13 protein-coding genes are annotated in these 18,824 nt (G+C 70.5%); 8 read left to right on the top strand and 5 right to left on the bottom strand.

All coding sequences use genetic code 11. The features are described 5' to 3' along the window. Positions 1-108 precede the first annotated feature (108 nt). Positions 109-1,182, top strand: coding sequence for a hypothetical protein (locus tag A7B18_RS15435; RefSeq protein ID WP_180970189.1), 1,074 nt, complete (start codon positions 109-111; stop codon positions 1,180-1,182). Positions 1,183-1,635: 453 nt separating this feature from the next. Here A7B18_RS15435 and A7B18_RS15430 read toward each other — a convergent pair whose 3' ends face one another. The 4 genes from A7B18_RS15430 to A7B18_RS15415 all read right to left on the bottom strand — a co-directional run bounded on the left by A7B18_RS15430 (position 1,636) and on the right by A7B18_RS15415 (position 6,770). Then, positions 1,636-3,840 carry a hypothetical protein gene (locus A7B18_RS15430; RefSeq protein WP_102127593.1) on the bottom strand — a complete coding sequence of 735 codons (2,205 nt, stop codon included), beginning with the start codon at positions 3,838-3,840 and terminating at the stop codon, positions 1,636-1,638. Between the two features lie 32 nt (positions 3,841-3,872). Further along, complete coding sequence (locus A7B18_RS15425; protein ID WP_102127592.1) at positions 3,873-4,730, bottom strand: hypothetical protein; 858 nt, start codon at positions 4,728-4,730, stop codon at positions 3,873-3,875. Beyond that, a complete protein-coding gene (locus A7B18_RS15420; protein ID WP_102127591.1) occupies positions 4,711-5,700 on the bottom strand; it encodes a ParB/RepB/Spo0J family partition protein in 990 nt (329 codons plus the stop codon). The genes A7B18_RS15425 and A7B18_RS15420 overlap by 20 nt, the downstream gene beginning before the upstream one ends. A 92-nt stretch (positions 5,701-5,792) precedes the next feature. Beyond that, positions 5,793-6,770, bottom strand: coding sequence for a helix-turn-helix domain-containing protein (locus A7B18_RS15415; RefSeq protein ID WP_102127590.1), 978 nt, complete (start codon positions 6,768-6,770; stop codon positions 5,793-5,795). Positions 6,771-7,195: 425 nt separating this feature from the next. On the opposite strand from A7B18_RS15415, the gene A7B18_RS15410 reads away from it, so the two are divergent. Beyond that, on the top strand, positions 7,196-8,260 hold the full coding sequence (locus tag A7B18_RS15410) for a hypothetical protein (protein WP_102127589.1): 1,065 nt from the start codon (positions 7,196-7,198) through the stop codon (positions 8,258-8,260). Between the two features lie 88 nt (positions 8,261-8,348). On the opposite strand, the gene A7B18_RS15405 is transcribed toward A7B18_RS15410, so the two are convergent. Beyond that, positions 8,349-9,725 carry a hypothetical protein gene (locus A7B18_RS15405; RefSeq protein ID WP_180970188.1) on the bottom strand — a complete coding sequence of 459 codons (1,377 nt, stop codon included), beginning with the start codon at positions 9,723-9,725 and terminating at the stop codon, positions 8,349-8,351. A gap of 438 nt (positions 9,726-10,163) precedes the next feature. On the opposite strand from A7B18_RS15405, the gene A7B18_RS15400 reads away from it, so the two are divergent. The 6 genes from A7B18_RS15400 (at position 10,164) to A7B18_RS15375 (ending at position 18,786) form a co-directional block, all read left to right on the top strand. Continuing rightward, the gene (locus A7B18_RS15400; RefSeq protein WP_146009559.1) at positions 10,164-11,477 is read left to right on the top strand and encodes an MFS transporter; all 1,314 of its coding nucleotides are present in this window, start codon (positions 10,164-10,166) and stop codon (positions 11,475-11,477) included. Between the two features lie 175 nt (positions 11,478-11,652). Further along, positions 11,653-13,077 carry an alpha-amylase family glycosyl hydrolase gene (locus tag A7B18_RS15395; protein ID WP_146009558.1) on the top strand — a complete coding sequence of 475 codons (1,425 nt, stop codon included), beginning with the start codon at positions 11,653-11,655 and terminating at the stop codon, positions 13,075-13,077. Positions 13,078-13,198: 121 nt separating this feature from the next. Next, the gene (locus A7B18_RS15390; RefSeq protein ID WP_102127585.1) at positions 13,199-15,040 is read left to right on the top strand and encodes a glycoside hydrolase family 13 protein; all 1,842 of its coding nucleotides are present in this window, start codon (positions 13,199-13,201) and stop codon (positions 15,038-15,040) included. A 43-nt stretch (positions 15,041-15,083) separates the two neighbouring features. Continuing rightward, positions 15,084-17,621: a tetratricopeptide repeat protein gene (locus tag A7B18_RS15385; protein ID WP_102127584.1), complete on the top strand. Its 2,538-nt coding sequence runs from the start codon at positions 15,084-15,086 to the stop codon at positions 17,619-17,621. Positions 17,622-17,813: 192 nt separating this feature from the next. Then, positions 17,814-18,206, top strand: a complete 393-nt coding sequence (locus A7B18_RS15380; protein WP_102127583.1) for a hypothetical protein — start codon at positions 17,814-17,816, stop codon at positions 18,204-18,206. A 205-nt stretch (positions 18,207-18,411) separates the two neighbouring features. Next, complete coding sequence (locus tag A7B18_RS15375; RefSeq protein ID WP_146009557.1) at positions 18,412-18,786, top strand: hypothetical protein; 375 nt, start codon at positions 18,412-18,414, stop codon at positions 18,784-18,786. The last annotated feature ends 38 nt before the right edge of the window (positions 18,787-18,824 follow it).

The following is an 18,824-nucleotide window of genomic DNA, read 5'->3' as shown; positions in this document are numbered from 1 at the left end:
GGGGGGGGGGGGGGGGGGGGGGGCGCGGCCCCGCCCCCCCCCCCCCCCCCGCCGCCGGTGGCGCGGCCGCCGCCCCCCCCCCCCCCACCCCCGCCGCCCGCGGTGCCGGTGCCCGCCGCGCCCACCACTCTGCCCCCGGCGGACGACCTGCCCCCGCCCCCGGCGAGTGAGGCCGCGCCGCCGGTGACGGCCCCGGTCCCGGAGCCCAGCGAGCCGATGCCGGAACTGGACCCGCCCCCGGTCCGGGACGCCCTGCCCGCCGCGGAAGCGGTGGCCCCGCCGCCTGCACCGCCGCCCGCACCTCCTCCCCCCCTGCGGCCCGGCGCCACGGTGTTCCGGGCCGTGCCGGCGCCCCGGGAAGCCAGCACCACGGTATTCCGCAGCGATTCCGCGCCTGGGGCGGAAGGCGGCGAGGCGGACGCCCGGGGCGCCGGGCTCTCGGTGTACGGCGGGCCGGAGGAGGAAGCGGCGGCCCCCCTCTCGGTCTATGGGGGAACAGGCGAGGTGGACCCGGGCTCCTCCCTCACGCTGTTCGGTGGGGGCGCCGCCCCGGAGACGCCGCCTGCCCCCGGACAGCCCGGGACAGGAACTCCGGGAACGCCGCCCCCCGCCGCTCCCGCGCCCGCGGCGGCCACGCCGTCTCCCGCAGGCGCGGCGCCGACGCTGGCGGTCGGCACGACCCTGAGCGCCGAACTCTCCACCGGGTTGATCGTCACGCAGGGGAGCCGGGCCATGCCGGTGCTGGCGCGCAGCGCGTCGGGCGCGGTGTTCAGCGGGCTCGCCACGCTCGGGGCCGCCGGGCGGGTCGAGATCGTGTTCAGCGAAGTCTGGACCGGCGGGGCGCTGGAGCCGGTCAGCGCCCGCGCCTACGACCCCTCGGGCCTGCCCGGCCTGCCCGTCCGGACCCGGGACGTGGCGCCCGCCCTGGCCGCCGACCTGACCCGCGCCGCCGCCGCCGGTGTGGCCGGCTACGTCGAGCAGCTCGGCAATCAGACCGTGGTGGTCGTGGACGGTGACCGCGAGACCACCACCCGCGTGCCGCCGCAGCTCGGGACCACCGTCGCGGGGGCCATCGCCCGCCTCTTCGCCGTGCCGCCGTCCCAGAAGGCGTTGGAGCGCATCGCCCAGGTGGACCGGGGAACCCCGCTGCTCATCACCGTGCTGGGGAGCGGCAAGAGCTGACCCGACGGTCACCGGGCCGGGGAAGCGTCGCCGGGAGAGGAGTTCTCCCGGCGACCGCTTCTCTGCCGTTTTCCTCGGCTCGCCCCACCGGGGGCCCGCGCGGAAGATCAGGGGACACCGGGACGCCCGGTGCCGGGCAGGGCCGACCCACGCCGCTGCGGAGGAAGTCGGGAAAGATCACTCTGCCGGCGCAGTCTTCTCCCTTCTCGTGGGGGGAAGACTGCGTTCGGCGTGAGGTGGCCCTGCCCGGCACCGCGGCGCCCGACCTCCCGGACATCACGCGGTGAGCCCCAGCCCGACCGATAAAACAGGGCCGTTCACACGGACGGCCCGCAAAGGAGGGAGTGGGGTTATGCCTGGCCCAGAGCGGGGCAGCTTGCCTACGGCGGGGCGGCGGGCGGCAGCCTCGGTCCTTGGAAGAAGCGGCGCCCCGCCGTCAGGGCAACCTCCTCGTCACCGGAAATCGCAATGCACATGATCGCTGTGATGCCTGGGGTCGTTGTAGGCGTTGAAGGTCTGCCAGGGCCGGGCGCCCACCGCCAGGCAGGCATCGCGGGCCTGGGTGTGTCCCGCGCTGGGGCGGCCCAGGTGGATGCCCGCCCAGGTGCCGATGTCGATGGCGTCCCCCGTGTAGTGAGACGACCTGCCGCTGTGTCCGCCGCCCGCGATGGCCGTCACCCGGTAGGAACCCCTGTCCGCGAGTGCGAGCATTTTTTGCAGCAGGCGGGCGCTGAGCTGAATGCGGCGTCCGCAGTTCGGGGTGCGCTCGCCACAGCCCGCCGGGGTGGAGCGTCCGTTGACCGCGTCAAGGATGTTCTGCCGCGGGCTGCCGCCGTGTGTGGAACTGCTGGTCCCCAGGTCGATGCGCCCGTCGTTCAGAATCAGGCGGGCCAGACATTGACTCTGGGTGCCGCTGCTCGGGCGCACGCACCCGCTGGCTCCGGGGCCACCCGCTCCGGACGGCTGTTCGGCGGGGGGAGGCGGGGGGCTGCCCGGCGGGTCGGCCCCGGCCCCGGCCTGCGGCGCCCGCTCCATGACCTGCCGCGGCGGAATCCGGGGCATCACGATCCTGGACGGATCGACGGTCGGCAGCTTTCCGGTCAGGTTGTCCGGCCCCGGCGCCCCCTGGTTGGGCTGGCCGCGCACGCCGTGCAGCGGATAGCCCTCGGGGGCGGTCTCCCAGCGCACGTGCACGCGGGTGAGACCGCCGAGCGTGGCATTGATGCCCTGGGCGACGCTGGGCAGGGTCCGCCGCACCAGCACCGGGACCGGGGGCGTGTAGGACAGGAAGCACCAGCGGTGGTACTCGGCGGCGCGCGGCGTGGTCAGGGTATCTATCCGCGGGTACAGGTGCAAGAAGCTCACGGCGCCCACGCCCTCGGTCTCCCGCAGGTCCCCCGCGCCGGTCGGGCCGGTCGGGGCCGCCCCACGGGTCTTGCTCATGCTCCACCACTGCCCTGGCCGGGCGAAGATGTCCTCGCGCCCGGCCAGGCCGTACTTGAGGACCTCCAGTTTGGAGATGCCCGGCCACGCCCGGCCCAGGGGGGGCGTGGCCGGGCGCGGCACCCGGGGCCCCCAGGCCCCCACCACGCCGGGATAGGGATAGTGGCCCAGGATGTAGCGGGCGCCGTTCGGGTCCTGCGCCTGCGCGCGCCGGGCCAGCGCCTGATACTGGGCGGTGCGGCGGCCCGGGGCGAACACCGGCTGAAGCTGGGCCCCGCCGACCGTGCCGACCGGCCCGCCCAGCGGGTACAGGCCGTCCCAGGCCAGCGACCCGGGCATGTACCGCCGCACGGCGGCGTAGACCTGTTGCCAGTATTCGGGGTAGTACACCTCCACCGCCTGCGTGTAGGCGGCTTTCCAGCGGCGGTTCACCTCCGCCCAGTCGGTCACGGCGGGCGTGTCGATCACCGCGCACTTCGCCCCCGGCTTGTAGCTGGGGCGCGCGCTGGCCTGCGCCTTTGCCAGCGCGTCACAAAACAGCCTGGCGTCGATGGCTCTTGCGGGGTTGGCGTTCCAGGCGTCCAGGTACTCGTCCACGCGGCCCGCCTCGTCGGGTCCGCAGTTGCCGCGCGCGCTGTAACCCTGGGTCGAGGGCAGCAGCCTCCCGAGCAGTCCCCTGGCCGCGCCGCGCACGGGCCGGGGGACCACCCTGCTCACCACGCCCAGGTCCCCCGGATCGGGCGTGGTGTTCAGCAGCGAGTTCATGTACCAGGTCGAGCGGGCGTCGAACTCGTTCCAGGCGCGCGACAGCGCCTCTTCGAGCTTCAGGGCGCTGGGCTCCGGGATGAAGGGCACGGACCACTCGTAGCGGGGGCAGGGGGCCGGGCCGCCGGACGCCCGCCTCTGCGCGCGGCAGGCCAGCAGGTTCTGCACGTGGATCAGCTCGACCAGCGGCAGTCCGTCCGGGTTCACGCCCGGCACGGCGACCAGGCCGCCCCGCCCGGCTTCCCGCTGCACGCCCGGCCTCGCGCCGATGTCCACCAGGCTCACGATGCCCACGTAGGGGACCTGGGCGCGGGCCACGGAGGGCAGGCCCGGCGCTCCCAGGCCCAGGGCGCCCAAGGACAGGCAGCGCAGACCCAGGGCCGCCGTGAGCCGGGACCGGGTCGGGCGGCGGGTCCGGGCATCCTCAGGGGTTGGGGGGGCGGTCTTCATGGTTCACCTCACGCGTGTGTCCTACGGGGAGTTCAGGGCCGGACCGGGGCCAGGGTGCGCGCGTCCAGGCGCCGTTCCACGACGTAGCTGGTCTGGGTGCTCGGGTCGCGCAGCGTCCAGCTCAGCGTGATGGGGGCGCCGCGCCGCTGGGCCGCACCGAGACGCAGCACCAGGGTGCCCTGATGGGTGCGGCCCCTTCGCAGCGTGGCCGGGTCGAGGCCCTGCCGAACCTGCACGGCCACCGCCGTGCCGCCTTGCCGCACCCTCAGGTCGGCGGCGTTCAGGACCAGCAGGGGCGCGCTGCCCCGGTGCTCGACGGCGAAGAGCAGCGTCACCGCGTCTGGGCGCCCGTCCAGGTCTCCTGCGGTCACCCGGAACGACAGCCAGGCGGGGTTGACCGTCCGGGCCGGGGCCGGGCGGCTCGCGGGCGGAGGCGGAGGTGGGGGGGTCACCCTGAGCGGGGGGGCGGGCCGGTCGAGCCGCACCACATAGCGCCGGGTGTTGTTGCCCGGGACGATCTCGACGCGCAGCAGTTGGGTCCGCGCGCCGACCTCGACCACCAGATCGGTCGACCCCGAGCGTCCCAGCGCGGACACGTAGACCTTGGCGCCGGACGCCTCCACGTGCAGCAGCTCCGGGCGGCCCGAGGAAATCTGGTCCACCTCCTGGTAGAACTCGATCACGGTCAGGTAGTCGGGTGACACCAGCACCGTGCGGGGCGCGGCCTGAAGGTCGGCGGCGAAGTAGGTCGCGTTCTGCGCCCGCCCGCTGCCGGGCCACCACAGCGCGGCCAGCAGGCACAGCAGCAGGATCAGGAGTGAGCCCGGCGGTGAGTCCGGGCGGGCGCGGCAGATGGCCCAGACCCGCGGGCTACGGCGTGACGGGCGCATCATCGTCCTCCTCGGCACAGAGCAGTTGGGCGAGTTCCTCCAGCAGCGCCTGGGCCCGCGCCTGCCGCGCCGGACTGCGCCAGCGGCGCCCGCCCAGCAGCGTGTGGGCCCAGGCGGTCAGGCGGGCGGCGGGCGGTCCCGGTTGGGCCGCCGGGGGCTGGGCCGCCGGGAGCTGCGAGCGGGAGGCGCCGAGCACGGTCAGGACCCGCCTGCGCAGCTCGGCGTCGCCGGGGGGCGCGTCCCAGACCTCGGCGAGCAGGGGGGCCCGGTCAGCCGGGTCGCGCAGGCGTCCCAGCAAGCGGGCGCCCGCCGCACTCAGGACCCCGGCACGCAGCGCCTCCAGCACGTCCGGGGGCAGCGAGAACAGCGGCAGGCGCGTGGAGACGAAACTGGCCCAGCTCAGGGTGCCCAGCTCCGCGAAGACCCGCTCGACCGTCCGGGCGTCCTCGCTACCCAACACCTGCTGGGTAACCTTGTGCTTGGCCTCGTTGTCCATGCGGTAGAGCAGCGACCGCACGCCGCCCACCTCGCGCCCCAACCGCAGCGCCAGGAGCCGCAGCACGCCCTCGGCCTGCTCCAGTTCGTTCAGGTCCTCGCGTTGCAGGTTCTCGACGAGCGACAGTTCCAGCGCGGCCTCGTCGCTCAGCCGCCGCACCACCGCGGGCAGGTGGGTCAGGCCGAGCTGCTGCGCGGCGAGGTAGCGCCGCTCGCCCGCCACGATCTCGTAGCGGCCTTCCCCCGGCTCGCCGCCCTCCAGCGGGCGAACGAGGAGCGGCTGCGCGACCCCGTGCGAGGCCAGCGAGCGGGCCAGCGCGTCGAGCGCGGCGGCGTCGAACCGCTGACGGGGACGGTAGCGGCCCATCACCAGTTGCGTGAGGCTCAGGTGGAGCGTCACCGCCGGGCCGCCCGCCGTGGGGGCCGGCGGGGTCGCAGGCCGGGGCGACGCGGGCGATGAAAGGGGCAGGGTCATGCGCTTCCTCCTGGTCGTCCGTGGGGCACGGACCTATTGCACGGCCTGTCCGTGGCCGTGCCGGGAAAAATTTCGCCGCGGGTGGGGCGGGGTCAGTTCAGGTCCGGGTCCACCAGGGCGGCCAGGCTCCCGAGTTCGGCCTCCCCGAGGTCGGCCCCGGCGTCCGCGCCCTCCAGCGCGCCGAGCTGCGCGGCGTACACCAGCCCCTTGGCCGTCAGGCGGATGCGGCCATCCACCTTTTCGATCAGCTCCCGCGCGCGGAAGTCGCGCATGGCGGTGGTCACCGACTCGCGCCTGCACCCGATGATCGCGCTGAGTTCCTCCTGGGTCGCCACCGAATCGACGAGCAGCAGGCCCCACAGCATCCGCTCCCAGATCTGGCCGCTGGTGGCGATGGCCCAGCGGATCAGTTCGCCGATGGGTTGCAGGGCGGCGGGCTCGGCGCTGTAGCGCACCACCTGGGTGTGGCTGGCGGCCTCGGCGTACCAGACCTCGGGCACCCACTGCACGCCCGGCCAGACGTGCTCGCTGACCAGCGTGCAGGCGGGCCGGGTCTCGTCGGGTCCGTACAGCAGCACCGCGCCGCCGCGCACCTTGAAGGGCGCCGTGAGGTCCATCACCGTGCCCTCCCCCACCACCGTGATCCCCTCGGCGGGGGTGAACACCGGACTGGCCGCGCGCCGCGGCGCGTCCTGCCCGGGCAGGTCGGGACGCTCGGGCCGCCTCTGGCCGCCCAGCGGGTCCACGAAGCGAACCCGCTTGCCCAGCCGCTGGGCGTGGCGCAGGTGCTGGCGGGTCAGTTCGTCGATGTAGCCGTGGACGTTGAGCACCACGAACTCGTCGCACCACTCGATCTTGTGCAGGTCGGCGCGGGCGTGCGGCAGCTCAGCCGGGTCCTGGCCGTCGCAGGCGCGGGCCGGGTTGGCGATGGTCACCACCACGCAGCCCTGGTCGGTCAGCCGACGGTCGAGCGCGGCGAAGGCCGCCCGGAAACGTTCGGCGCCGCACAGACAGACGACCCTGGGGCTCGGAAGGGTCAGATGGAGACCGGACCAGTCGCTGTGCCGCATCACGAGTCACACCTCCAGAACGAAAACCTGCCGAAATGGCCCGCGTCGCTGGCCCCCGGTGGGGCGGGCCGGACCGCGTGGGGACATGCTGCGCCCCGCCCTCCGCCGGGCGACAGGCCCAGACGGACCACCCGGGCCGGGGGTCCAGACGGACCAGCCGGGGCGACGAGAGCCCGGTGGGGCGTTCCGGAGGTGTCGGGCGCGGACCGAGGAGGCCCGCGGATCGGGGCCGCACGGTCAAGGCCCGCCGCGGTCTCGCGCTCCTGCGGGCGCGCCGCCCTGACCCCCGCCCCCGTCTGGCCCCCCCGCCGGTGTGCGGTTCCCCGCCGAGGTGGGGAAGGCCGCCGTGACAATGACCCGATCCCGGGCGCCGAGCGTGGCGGCCCGGGACGGTGCCGGGCGCGGGCGCCCCCGAGGAGGATGTCATGACGGCAGACAACCTGAGCAGGAGCGCGAACGGACGGGCCGAGGTGTTCCCGGGCGCCGTGCTGGTGATCACCACGTCGGGCGCGGAGGCCCAACTGCGCGCCGAGGTCGCGGCGCTGCGCCCGCAGGCCCTGGGCGAGGTGCCCGTCGAGGGCGGGCTGGCGCTGGTGTTTCCCGAGACCCACGCCCTGCTGGCGCTCGAGGGTGCCGCCGCCGTGCTGCGGGCCGCGGCCCAGGACGGCTGGACCGGTGCCGCCGCGCTGGTGACCGGACGGGTCGGCCAACTTCAGGCCCCGGGCCAGGCCCCCGGGTTCATGGGCCCCGCCCTCGAGCGCGCCGAGGCGCTGCGCGGCCTGCTCCACGGCCAGCCGGGGGCGCTGCTGTGTGACGACGAGGCCGCGCGGCTGAGCGGCCTGACGACGACAACCGCGCCGCTGCTGGGCGGGTCGCGGTCTTTGGGCGCGGCGGGCGGCGCCGTGACCCTGTGCCACGAGGTGCTGTGGGACCGGCTGCGGCCCGGCGACCTGCAAGCACCGCGGGTCACGGGGGCCGGGCCCCGGGCGCGGGCGGCCCGCCCGGCACGTGACGAGGCGCCGGACCCAGGGGCGCGGGCAGACACGCCGCTCAGCCGCTGGGTGCGGGGGACGGTGCTGCGCACGGGCCGCACCTTCGGCTTCCTGGAAGACCAGGGCGGGATGATCTACTACTTCCAGCCGCGCAACCTGGCCGTCGACGTCCCGCTTCGCCGCGGCGCCCGGGTCCTGTTCCGGGTCCTGCCCCCCCTGCGCGGCGCCGAGGAGCAGCGCGCCGAGGACGTGTTCGTGCTGGGCGCCGTGACGGACGGCGTGGTCGAACGCCTGGACCCCAGGGGCTGGGCCCTGGTCCGGGTGGACTGTCACAACGGCCTGGAACACCGGCTGTTCGTTCAGAATGCCGCGGGTGCCGGCTGGCGAACCGGTCAGACGGTCTTCTGCCGCATCGGCGCCAACCGCCAGGGTCCGGTGGGCTTCCCCGTGGAGGAGGCCCCGGACCCAGATCCGGCGACCCGCGCCGGGTCCGTTTGATTCGGCTTCACCCCTGACCCGTCGGCAGGACGAGAACAGGACAACAGAACAGGGAGAAGACCAGCAGACCGGTCCTCTCCCTGTTCATCTACCTATCGCGCTGAAGCCGAGCCAGATTGGCCGGCGAGCACCTCCCGCTGCGGCGTGCCCGGCGGTCGAGCCTGTGGCGCCGGCCCGCCGTGTAGTTGCTGTTGCCTCTGGTCGGTGAGGGCGGCGAGTCGGTCTGGACCGGGATGAAACCGCCCCCCAGCACATCGATGAAGACGTGCGCGAGAAAACGCCGGCACCCGTAGGCCGCCACCAGCAGGCCGAGGCTGAGCACCGCCGTCCCCAGGTAGGCCTGCTGAACCGACCACCCCAGGTAGAGCAGGCCCCTCCCCAGAATGGGAATCAGACGCCCCACGGCGTCGAAGACCAGCGCGGGCGCCTGGCCGTCTCGCAACTGGCCGAACACGGCGTAGACGTACCCTTCCGCCACACGCTCGACGGTCGCCGCCGCCGGACCCTCGACGGCGAGGCGCACGCCGAAGAGGGAGGAAACCGGCCACCTGCCCGCACCCAGGGCCGTGAAGGCGAGTGCGGACGCGAACGTCACGAAGGCGCCGAGGACCACCCACCGCGCCAGGCGTCTGGCCCGGGGGGCGAGTCGGTCCTGCCAGTGGGCAGGGGCGAGCGGCCAGGCCAGGAAGGCGAGCGCCACACCCGACTCGCCGAGGGTGGAAGCGCTGCTCCACCAGCCGATCCCGGCGCCGCTCACGCCCATCAGGGTGCAGATGGCGACCGAAAACGTATCCCGCGCAAAGTACCCCACCTGCAACAGCAAATAGGCGCCCGCCAGCGCCCCGAACAGCGGGCGACTCACCAACCGCGTGGCCTCCGGGGTGCGCCCCTGTCCCGGCGCCGCGCCGAAGCGCCGCACCAGCAGGGTCCCGATCACGGCGAGCGCCGTGGTGGCCGCGCCCATGCCGTACGCCACGCCAGGAGCGTGAGCGGCGACTGCGGCGGCCACCGGTTGGAGGGCCGCCGATTCCGCCAGGTACATCAGGCTCGCCGCCGTGGCGGCCCAGCCCGAATTCCCGAAGCCCTCCGCCGCCACCAGGACGGTCAGTGGGATGAAGGCGATTCGGCTGACCGATCCGAAGATCAGGAAGGCCCTGGCGTCGAAGAGTTCAAAGACCGCCCCAGTCAGCAGGGCGGCATACACGAGCAAAAACACCAGCATGCTGGTCGTGGGCACCCACCTCATCCAGCCGCGGCGGCGCGCGGTGGTGAGGAGGAGGGCCGCAAGCAGATTGGCCCCAGAGCCCCAATTTTCCGCCGTGGCGAGGGCCACGTCCGCGAACTGGGCCTGGACCATGAGCCTCGTCGTGATCCAGAAAAACGGTCCGCTGGCAAAGATGCCGGTGAGCATCAGAAGGGCACCGAGCCACGCGGCGCGGCGCCGAGACGTTTCAACAGTTGTCATACATCACGCGCACTCTGCGCGAAGAGAAGAACCTACGGCGGATGGCCGTATCTACAGAGCCTGGCAGGGAGCGGCGGCACCACCCGGCATTTCCCCACGCGCGCCCCCGGGCCGGGGCCACTACGCCGCGTTTCCAGCCCCCGGGGTCCGCTGGGCGCCGTCCTGAGCGCAGTGCAAGGGCTGGAAAGGAGGGCGGCGGCGGCGCGAGGGGGTGGATGCCGGGTCCTGAGCGGTCACCTACACCGGGCGCTCTGTGCGGATGGTCTGACCGTCGCCGTCCACCGGGACCGGCTCGACCGACGGCCAGACTGGAGACAAGGCCGCCGCTCCACCTGCCGGATGCGGCGTTTGTGTGGCCCCCCGGCGTTGTCCTGTACGGTGCCCCACCTCGGCAAAGGCCGCAGAGGGTTAAGCTGAAGCGCTCGCCGAGCGCGATGCATGACAACTCATTTTTGGTTTTATTTTATGCGCAAGCTTCGTTCACTGCTGACCCGGGCCAGCAGATTTTTAAAAGGCCCCCTTGGCCGGTTTTTGGCAGCCCAAAATTTTAGCGAGTTCGGAAACGAGCTCGACAGAATGGCTTTACGCGCGTTATTGGCCCTAACCTTCGGTGACGCCGAAGCTTTACGAATGATCGCCAAGATAGAGTCCATTCCATATATTTTTGCCACGCTTCTGGCGTTCCCCTTGGGCACCATTGCCGGAAAGATGTCGTTGAGGAGGGCGGCACTCTCTATAAACATTCTCCTGGGTGTAGCGACACTCGGAATGTTTGGTTACAAAATCATCCCCTTGGTGATTGTGGTTCAAGTCATTAGGCGGTGTGGAGACTCCTTCTTCGCCGCGGTGTACAACCGCGCAATAACGACAATCGCACCTGGCGCCGGGTTGGACCGAGCACAACAGATGGCCACCGTCAGTGGACAAGTCACCAAGCAGGTGGCCTTGGTCGTGGGCGCAACCCTCGTCGGTACGATTGGAATTGGAGTTTTCGGCGTCAACGCCGCGACATTCATGGTGGCAGCAGTGCTGTTCGCCAGCTTGGACAATGGGGCTCGCCAGGAAGTTGTAGCGCCAGGGCCGCAGCAATCCGCAGGTTTCTGGGGACTGCTCGCCCAGCGCGTCGAAGAAATTTTCGTAGATATGGGAGTTGGGTTACGGTATGCCCTGACTCACCCCACCTATCTGGCGATGTTAGCGGTATTCACGACGGTTCAAGTCAATTTTGCCGTGAGAATTACGGCCGTCGCTTTGATCGGGGACTGGGGTATGCAACCAACCGCCTTGGGTTGGTACGAGGGAGCGGGGCTGCTTGGCGAGATCATCGCCGTCGTAGCCACGACTTCCCTGCGTCAGAAAGGGATATACCTCTTCGTCGACAGGCAAAGAGTCGTAAAGGGCAGGGACGTACTTGTGGCGTCTGTGATGCTAGCGACGACCATTGCATGTGCGGGAGTGGCACCAAACCTCCAAGTTGGTATAGCACTTAAGATTCTGGAGGGAATGGCGACCATCTCCTGTTCAATATATGCGGGGCAGGTACTGACTTTGCTTGTTCCAGCGCAACTCGTCGCAACTCTCAGCGGTTTCATAGAGTTGTGGCGGGCCTTGGCGACCGGCAGCGCCTCATACTTGATAGGTCTCAGTGCCTCGCAGTATGGCGCCTCCATCGTTTATACGGTCGTCGGCAGCGCGACCGCAGCCGCCCTGGTGCTCTTCGGCACTGTGCTGCTGCTCCTGCGCCGCCGCTAACCAACAACCGAGTGTCAACCAAAACCGTGAATCTTCAGTCTGGCTGAAGGTTCGCGGTTTTTTCGTTCCCCGGCTGCGTGGGCTTTTGCCCCGGCTGCCGGGTGGATCGAGCTAGGATGACGTCGACTCCCCCTCTGAAGGGGGGAGTTGCGTACAATGAAAATTTGGAGCTATTGTGACTGATCTTAGACTTTTTGGGGCACTTTACTACGTTGTAATAGACCGCTTGCGTAGGAGCAGGCCGTCAAATTCTAGTGCTTTTGACCACGACAAGTGGTACGGGGGGGATTTTCTCGGAATAATCCTGAGTATTCCTCATATAGTGACGATGGGGTTTAAGACAGTTATGCTGTCTCCCATTGAAAAGCAGAGTGAAGGAACCTGGGTAGGGGATAAATTTTATGACCCATTTCATGGGTTTCATCCGTTAACGATCTTGCGGCTTCTGGTAGAGCCCCGTTTTGGCACAAAAACGATGTTCCGCCTGTTGGTGAAGATCTTCGGGAAAAACAGAATAAAGGTATTCCTCGATACCGTTCCAAATCATAGGGGGTACGGAACCCCCGATTTGGAGTCGGTTCCCAAATGCTTCCACACGGAAGGAGACGTACGACGCGCACAGGAGCAGGGGAATCCACAGGAGGAGTTCGAGGTCACGCCGTTATCAGGTCTCCCAGACCTGAGACAGCTCCACCCCCTCGTTAGTGCATTCTTGAACCGAATGTACAAGAAATTCAAGAGGTGGGAGGTTGTAGGATTTCGCTTCGATGCCATAAAACATTGTAGCCGCGAATGGGTAGAGTATATCACTCGGTGGGGTCCCTGCAAGGGAGTGCCTATTATCGGCGAAGTGTACGATGGAGACGTCTGGAATCATGTTCCGTTCTGGTTGTTGGGAATTGCAACAACCAATTATATATGGTACTACGCACTCGTCAAAGAGTTCAGTAAGCCTGGGAATCAGGCCGACGTGGACCATACAAGTGGTTCGATCAATTTAACCCTTAACGTGGTCCCATCACACGGACTCTTAGCAAACTTCGTTGATAACCACGACACAGATCGTGTTATCACCGTTTGTCTGGAAAACGGTGTTCAGTATGGAGACGCCGTAGAGCGAGTTGACTTGATGCTAACCCTGGTGTATACCCTCCCAGGCACTCCTGTAGTTACGTATGGGACGGAGTGCTTGCTTGAGGGCCTGGGCCTAGACAAACTGGGGCGAGTCTCAAACAGACAGCCCATGAACTTCTCCCCAGAGAAGCAAACGTTGAAACCTCGGCTCACGACCCTTAACCAGCTAAGAGAAAACGAGTCGGTCGTCTGGGGGGACTATGAGCAACGGTATTCTGGTCACGGTGTGCTCGCCTTCGCTAGATTCATCAATGGGCAGTCTCCTGTGATGGTTGTTGTCAACGTTTGGGACAGGCAGGTCGAGCTATCTGATTTGCCAGGTCAAATCTCGGTCTCTGCCTTCGCCTCCGAAGGTGAGTTGCGGGAACTGACCGAACGTCCTCATAACGTCTCTGTCTCCAATGACGGAACATTAAGAGGCACCCTGCCTCCAAGAACAGCCTTGGTCCTAAGCCCTGCCGCTTAGCTTCCAAGCCGATAAGAAAGTCCTCTCTTTCGCTTTGCGATGGAGGGGGCTTTTTTTGTGGTGTATGCTCCTGCCCGATCCTCCGCCGAACCAGCCCTGCGCGCTGCGCAAAGGAGTTCCGTTGACCATTCCGCTCTCAGAGGTCCTGGCGTGGCACGACCACACGCCCGCCTATACCAGTGGGCCCGGGCTGCCGCAGGGCGCGGCCCTGACCCTGCGGCTCAAGACGGCCCTGCCGCTGGAGGCGGCGCGCCTGCTGCTGCTGCGGCACGGCGAGATCATGAACTTTCCGGCCCGACCCATCTCTGCGCTCGACGGCGACGGGCACTGGTTCGAACTGGAGGTCACCCTGCACGCCGGACAGGTGCGGTACGCCTGGCAGTTGGAGCTGCCGGACGACACCCTGCACTTCAGCCTCGCCGGGCTGGGGCATGCCCGCCGCCCCTACCGCGACTGGTTTCAGTACCGCGCCGGGGACCGGACGCCGACGTGGCCGTGGCGCAGCGTGTTCTACCAGATCTTCCCGGACCGCTTCCGCAATGGCAACCCGGACAACGACGTGCGGCCCGGCGAGGACGTGTACGAGGGACGAGCGGTCACGCGGCCAGATTGGACCGACCCGCCCCACCCCGACCACGACATGCAGGCCCACTATGGCGGCGACCTGGAGGGGGTGACGCAGGCGCTGCCGTACCTGCACGAGCTGGGCGTGAACGCCCTGTGGCTCACGCCGATCTTCACCAGCCCCAGCACCCACCGCTACGACACCACCGACTACCGGGCCGTCGACCCGCACCTGGGGGGGCAGGCCGCCTTCGACGTGATGATGCGGGAGGCCGGGCGGCTGGGGCTGCGGGTGGTGCTCGACGGGGTGTTCAACCACACCGGTAACCGGAACCCCCTGTTCCTGAGGGCGCTCGCCGACCCGGACTCACCCGAGCGGACCATGTTCACCCTGCCGGACCCGGCGGGCGGGCCGCTGCCCTACGCGGCGTTCTACGGGGTGCCGACCCTGCCCAAGATCGACTACGCCTCGGAGGCGGCCTCCCACGAGATGATCGAGGGCGAAGACTCGGTGGTGCGCCGCTGGTTGCGCCGGGGCACGGCGGGCTGGCGGCTGGACGTGGCGCAGGGGCTCGGGCGCGGCGGCACCGACGCGGGCAACCTGGAGGTGCTGCGCCGGTTGCGGGCCGCCGTGCGGCAGGAAAACCCGGAGGCGTACGTCTTCGGGGAGCGCCTGTTCGACCCCGAGGCGGCCCTGAACGGCGAGGGCGGGGAGGACGGCAGCACCAACTACCACGGCTTCGGCTTTCCGGTGATGGAGTGGCTGTCCGGGAGGCATTACCAGGGTCGCCCCTCCCGGATGACCACCGCCGAGCTGCTGGACCTGCTGTGGGACGCCTACCACGTGCTGGCCCCGCAGGTCGCCCTCAGCCAGTTCAATTCTCTCGACTCGCACGACGTGCCGCGCCTCGCCACACGCCTGGAGCACCACCCGGGCCGGGTGCGCACGGCCCTGACCCTGCTGCTGACCTACCCGGGGGTGCCGTGCCTGTATTACGGCACCGAGATCGGGCTGGGCCAGCCTCAGGCGGGCGGCATCCCGCACAACCGGGCCACCATGCCCTGGGATGAGACCCGCTGGGACCAGAGCCTGCGCGCCTTCGTGCGGGCGCTCATCGGACTGCGCCGCACCCACCTGGCCCTGGGGCAGGGCAGCCTGCGCCTCTTTCCGGTCGACCCGGACGCCTTCGGCTACCTGCGGACCTTCTCTCACGCCGATGGTCAGGTGGACCGCGTGCTGGTGGCGGTCAGCCGGCGTGCGGGGCCGCACGAGGCGGAGGTCGCGCTGCCCCCCGGCGACTGGCGCGACGCGCGCACCGGGGAGCCTGCCGGCGGCCCCGGATCGGTCCGGTTGCGTCTGGAGGGCGGCGTGGTGCTGCTGGACGGGCCAGGCCACTGATGGGCACCGGCGCGGTCGGTATGCTGCCCTGGGGTCCGTCCGAATGACCACGCCCGCCTCCCCCCCGCACAATCTGCCCGCCCAGCCCACCCCGCTGATCGGGCGCGGGGCCGTGCTGACCGAGGCGGCGGGGCTGCTGTCGAGCGGAGCCCGGCTGCTTACAGTGCAGGGACCGGGGGGCGTGGGCAAGACCCGCTTCGCCGTAGCGCTCGCCGGGGCGGTGCTGGGCCGCTACGCCCGGGGGGCCTGGTTCGTGGACCTGGGGGACGAGCGGCACCCGGACGCGCTGCCGGGCCGGATCGCGCGGACCCTGGGCTGGACGCTGGACGCCGCCGACCCCCCCGGGAGCCTGTGCGGGCAGTTGCGCGGAGGGCCGCTGCTGCTCATCCTCGACAACGTGGAGAGTGTGCCGGGCGCGGCCCCGCTGCTGGGCGACCTGCTCGGCGCCTGCCCGGACCTGACCCTGCTGGTGACCAGCCGCGTGCCGCTGTACCTGCGCTGGGAGTGGCGCCTGCCGCTGGCCCCCCTGGCGCTGCCGGAGGCTCCGGACGCCGAGGACGCGGCGGACGCCCCCGCCGTGCGGCTGTACCTGGAGCGTGCCCGGGCCGCCGGAGCCGGGGACCTGACGGGTGAGCTGGCGGCGGTGGCGCGGCTGTGTGCCCGGCTGGACGGCCTGCCGCTGGCCCTGGAACTGGCGGCGGCGCGGGCCGGACAAGTGGGGCCGGGCACCCTGCTGGCCCGGCTGGAGCGCCGCCTCGCGCTGCCCTCCGCCCCGGCCCCCGACCGTCCGGGCCGGCACCAGTCGCTGAGCGCGGCCATCGGGGCCAGTTACGACCTGCTCGGTCCGGGGCACCGGGCCGCGCTTCGCCGCCTGGCGGTGAGCGGCAGCGTGACCGAGGCGGCGGCCCGGCAGGTGGCGGACACGGACTCACTCGGCCTGGAGGCGCTGGACACCCTGCTGACCCTGGCCGACGCGAGCCTGCTCATCCCCCGCCCGGGCGCGGACGGCGAGACCCGTTACGGGATGCTGGAGATTGTCCGGGATTACGCCGCCGAGCACTCGGACGCCGCCGAGACCGCGCTGGCCCACCGGCGGCACGCGCACTGGTGCCTGGACCACGCCGTGGAACTCGCCCCCCGCTGGCGTTCGGAAAGGCAGGTGCAGGTGCTGGCCCGGCTGGACGAGGAGCAGCCCAACTTCCGGGCGGCCCTGACCTGGGCGCTGCGCCCGGACGCGGCCCCGTCCGAGCGGGTGAACGGCGTGCGGCTGGTGGAGACGCTGTGGCCGTTCTGGCTGGCGCGCGGGCACGTGGTCGAGGGGCGGACGTGGCTGGAGACCGCCCTGGGCGCGGCGGAAGACGGCCCCTCCCCCCCCGGTCTGCTGCGGGGAGCCGGGGTGCTGGCCCGGCAGCAGGGGGACCTGGACGCCGCCGCCGCGCGGGCCGAGCAGGCGCTGTGGGCCGCCCGCCTCGCCGCCGATCTCCCGCAGGAAGCCGCCGCCACGGGGGACCTGGGCGTGGCCTGGGCGCTGCACGGCGACCTGCCGCGCGCCGGGGACGCCTTCGAGGCGCAGCGGGAGGTTTCTGCCCGGCTGGGCGACGCCGCCGGCGTGGCAGACGCCCTGAACAACCTCGGCGCGCTGGCCCTGCGGCGGGGCGACTGGGACCGGGCGGAGGGGGCACTCTCGCAGGCCCTGACCCTGCGCCGGCAGCGGGGCGACCGGCGCGGAACCGCGGAGGCTCTGGTCAACCTGGGCGTGCTGGCCTGTCAGCGGGCCGACTGGCCGCAGGCCGCCGAGCACCTGACCCGGGCGCTCGACCTGCGCCGGGAACTGGGCGACGAGCGCGGGGCCGCCGAGGCGCTGAGCAACCTCGCCGCGGCCCGGCGGCTTTCGGGCGACCCGGCGGGCGCCGCCGAACTGGGCCGGGCCTGCCTGGACCTGCGGCGCCGTCTGGGCGACCTGCCGGGCGCGGCCCGCGCGCAGCTCCACCTGGGCACCGCGCTGCTGGACCTCGGCCAGTTGGACGAGGTGGCGGCGGCGCTGCGGGCGGCGGCCCCGCCGGACGGCGGCGGGTCCGCCTGGCCGGACCCGCACCGGGCGGCCCTCTTGCAAGCACTCGCTGCCCTGGCGGTCCGGCGGCGGCAGTGGACGCGGGCGGCGCTGCGGCTGGGCGGCGCGCAGCGGCTGTGGGGCGGCGGGCCGGGCGCGTGGCCGGCGCAGCGCGCCGAGCAAGACCGCCTGACCGCGACCCTCCGGGACGCCCTGGGCGACCAGGCCCTGCAAGACGCGCTGGCGCTGGGCCACACCCTGACCTGGGAGGCGCTGCTTCAGGACGACCCGGCTCCAGGCCCGCCGGACGCCGAGGCGGCCCCGGCCACCGACCGAGGCGTCCTGAGTACCCGCGAGCGCGACGTGCTCCGGCTGCTCGTGCGCGGCTGGCCGAACAAGAAGATCGCCGCCGCCCTGCACCTGTCGGACAACACAGTCAAGAACCACCTCGCCTCGGTGTACGGCAAGCTGGGCGTGCGTGGCCGCTCGGAGGCGGTGGCGCGGGCCTTGCAGGAGGGGCTGCTGGACTGATCCGGTCCGAGCAAAGTGAGCAACCGTCGTAAGAGCGGTCGGAGCGGACTTGAGGGGCGCTTTCCTCCGTCGACGGAACGGAGGACCGCGATGAGCGTTACCCAACCGCCGTTGGGTAGGTGACGTGCGGTTTCGCCCGGTCGGACAGAAGGGTGGTGGGAGACTCTGGAGGCGAGCAGCCTGGCTGCTGGCGTGTTGTTTACCGGCTCCATCATGTTTATGAAGCTTCAACGGCATATTGCTGATCTCCTGTCCGTCGAGGGACTGATTTTTGACCTCTACGTCTGGTATGACGAAATGAGCCGCCTGTTTCACGCATACCAGCACTGGGCGACCGGGGATACCGGCGTTGTCCTGGCCGAGCTGAGGCTGTGCAACCTCGTCCTGCGACACGAGATCGCATCGTTGAGATGCGCCTTCGAGAGGTCACGTCCGCCCTCTGTACTCCTGGAGCGGGTCACACGTATTGACGGCGATCTGCACAGGCAGGTCAAGGCTCTCTCCACGCTACATGAACTCATCAGGGACCAGCAGGACCCATGGTCCGCGAAATTGAGGGCCGACATCGAGCGGTTGCTCGCGTAAAGGCTCCACCCCGACCGGGAAACACAGGTCTCTCCTGCGTTCCCCGGTTTTTCGTGCTGGCCTGGCGAGCACCCGCGAGGGTCCCCGGCCTCCTTACGTCTGGGGGAGATTTCACCCGTCCGAACCGGCTGCGGCACCGACACTGGACAGGCAGGCGGTCTTCTCTGCCCGCACGTTGTTTCTGGGTCGTCTTATGCTCTCCACTTTGCAGGCCATGCTCATCCGTCCGGCGGCCTCCGCCGATCCCCAGCTCGTTCCGGCGCTCCAGGCGTGGAGTACCGCCGTCCAGGCGCTGCTCGAAGAGTGCCGCTCCGGGGACGTGGTGAAGGAACTGGGGCTCCCCGTGGCGCTCGCGCTCGCGGACGTGGGCATCTGCAACATCTTGTACGCTTATGATCTGGAGGCCCTGCGCTCCATTCCGGGAGTGCGGCGCGCGAAACGCGAACTCCAGATCGCCCAGCTCGGTCACCGGCTTTACCGAACCGAACTGGCCCTCTACCGGCTCTACGGTTTGCTGCTGGACCGTCCCGGACCCTGGTCGGCGCTGTTTCAGGACCGGATCAGGACCCTGACCGCCTAGCCTCACCTGAACCGGGGAAGGCCGTACATGGCCCTCCC

This window comes from Deinococcus planocerae (assembly GCF_002869765.1).
Classification (GTDB): Bacteria; Deinococcota; Deinococci; order Deinococcales; family Deinococcaceae; genus Deinococcus; species Deinococcus planocerae.
Note: the sequence above shows the minus strand (reverse complement) of the source record. Positions and strands in the feature narration are given on the sequence as shown.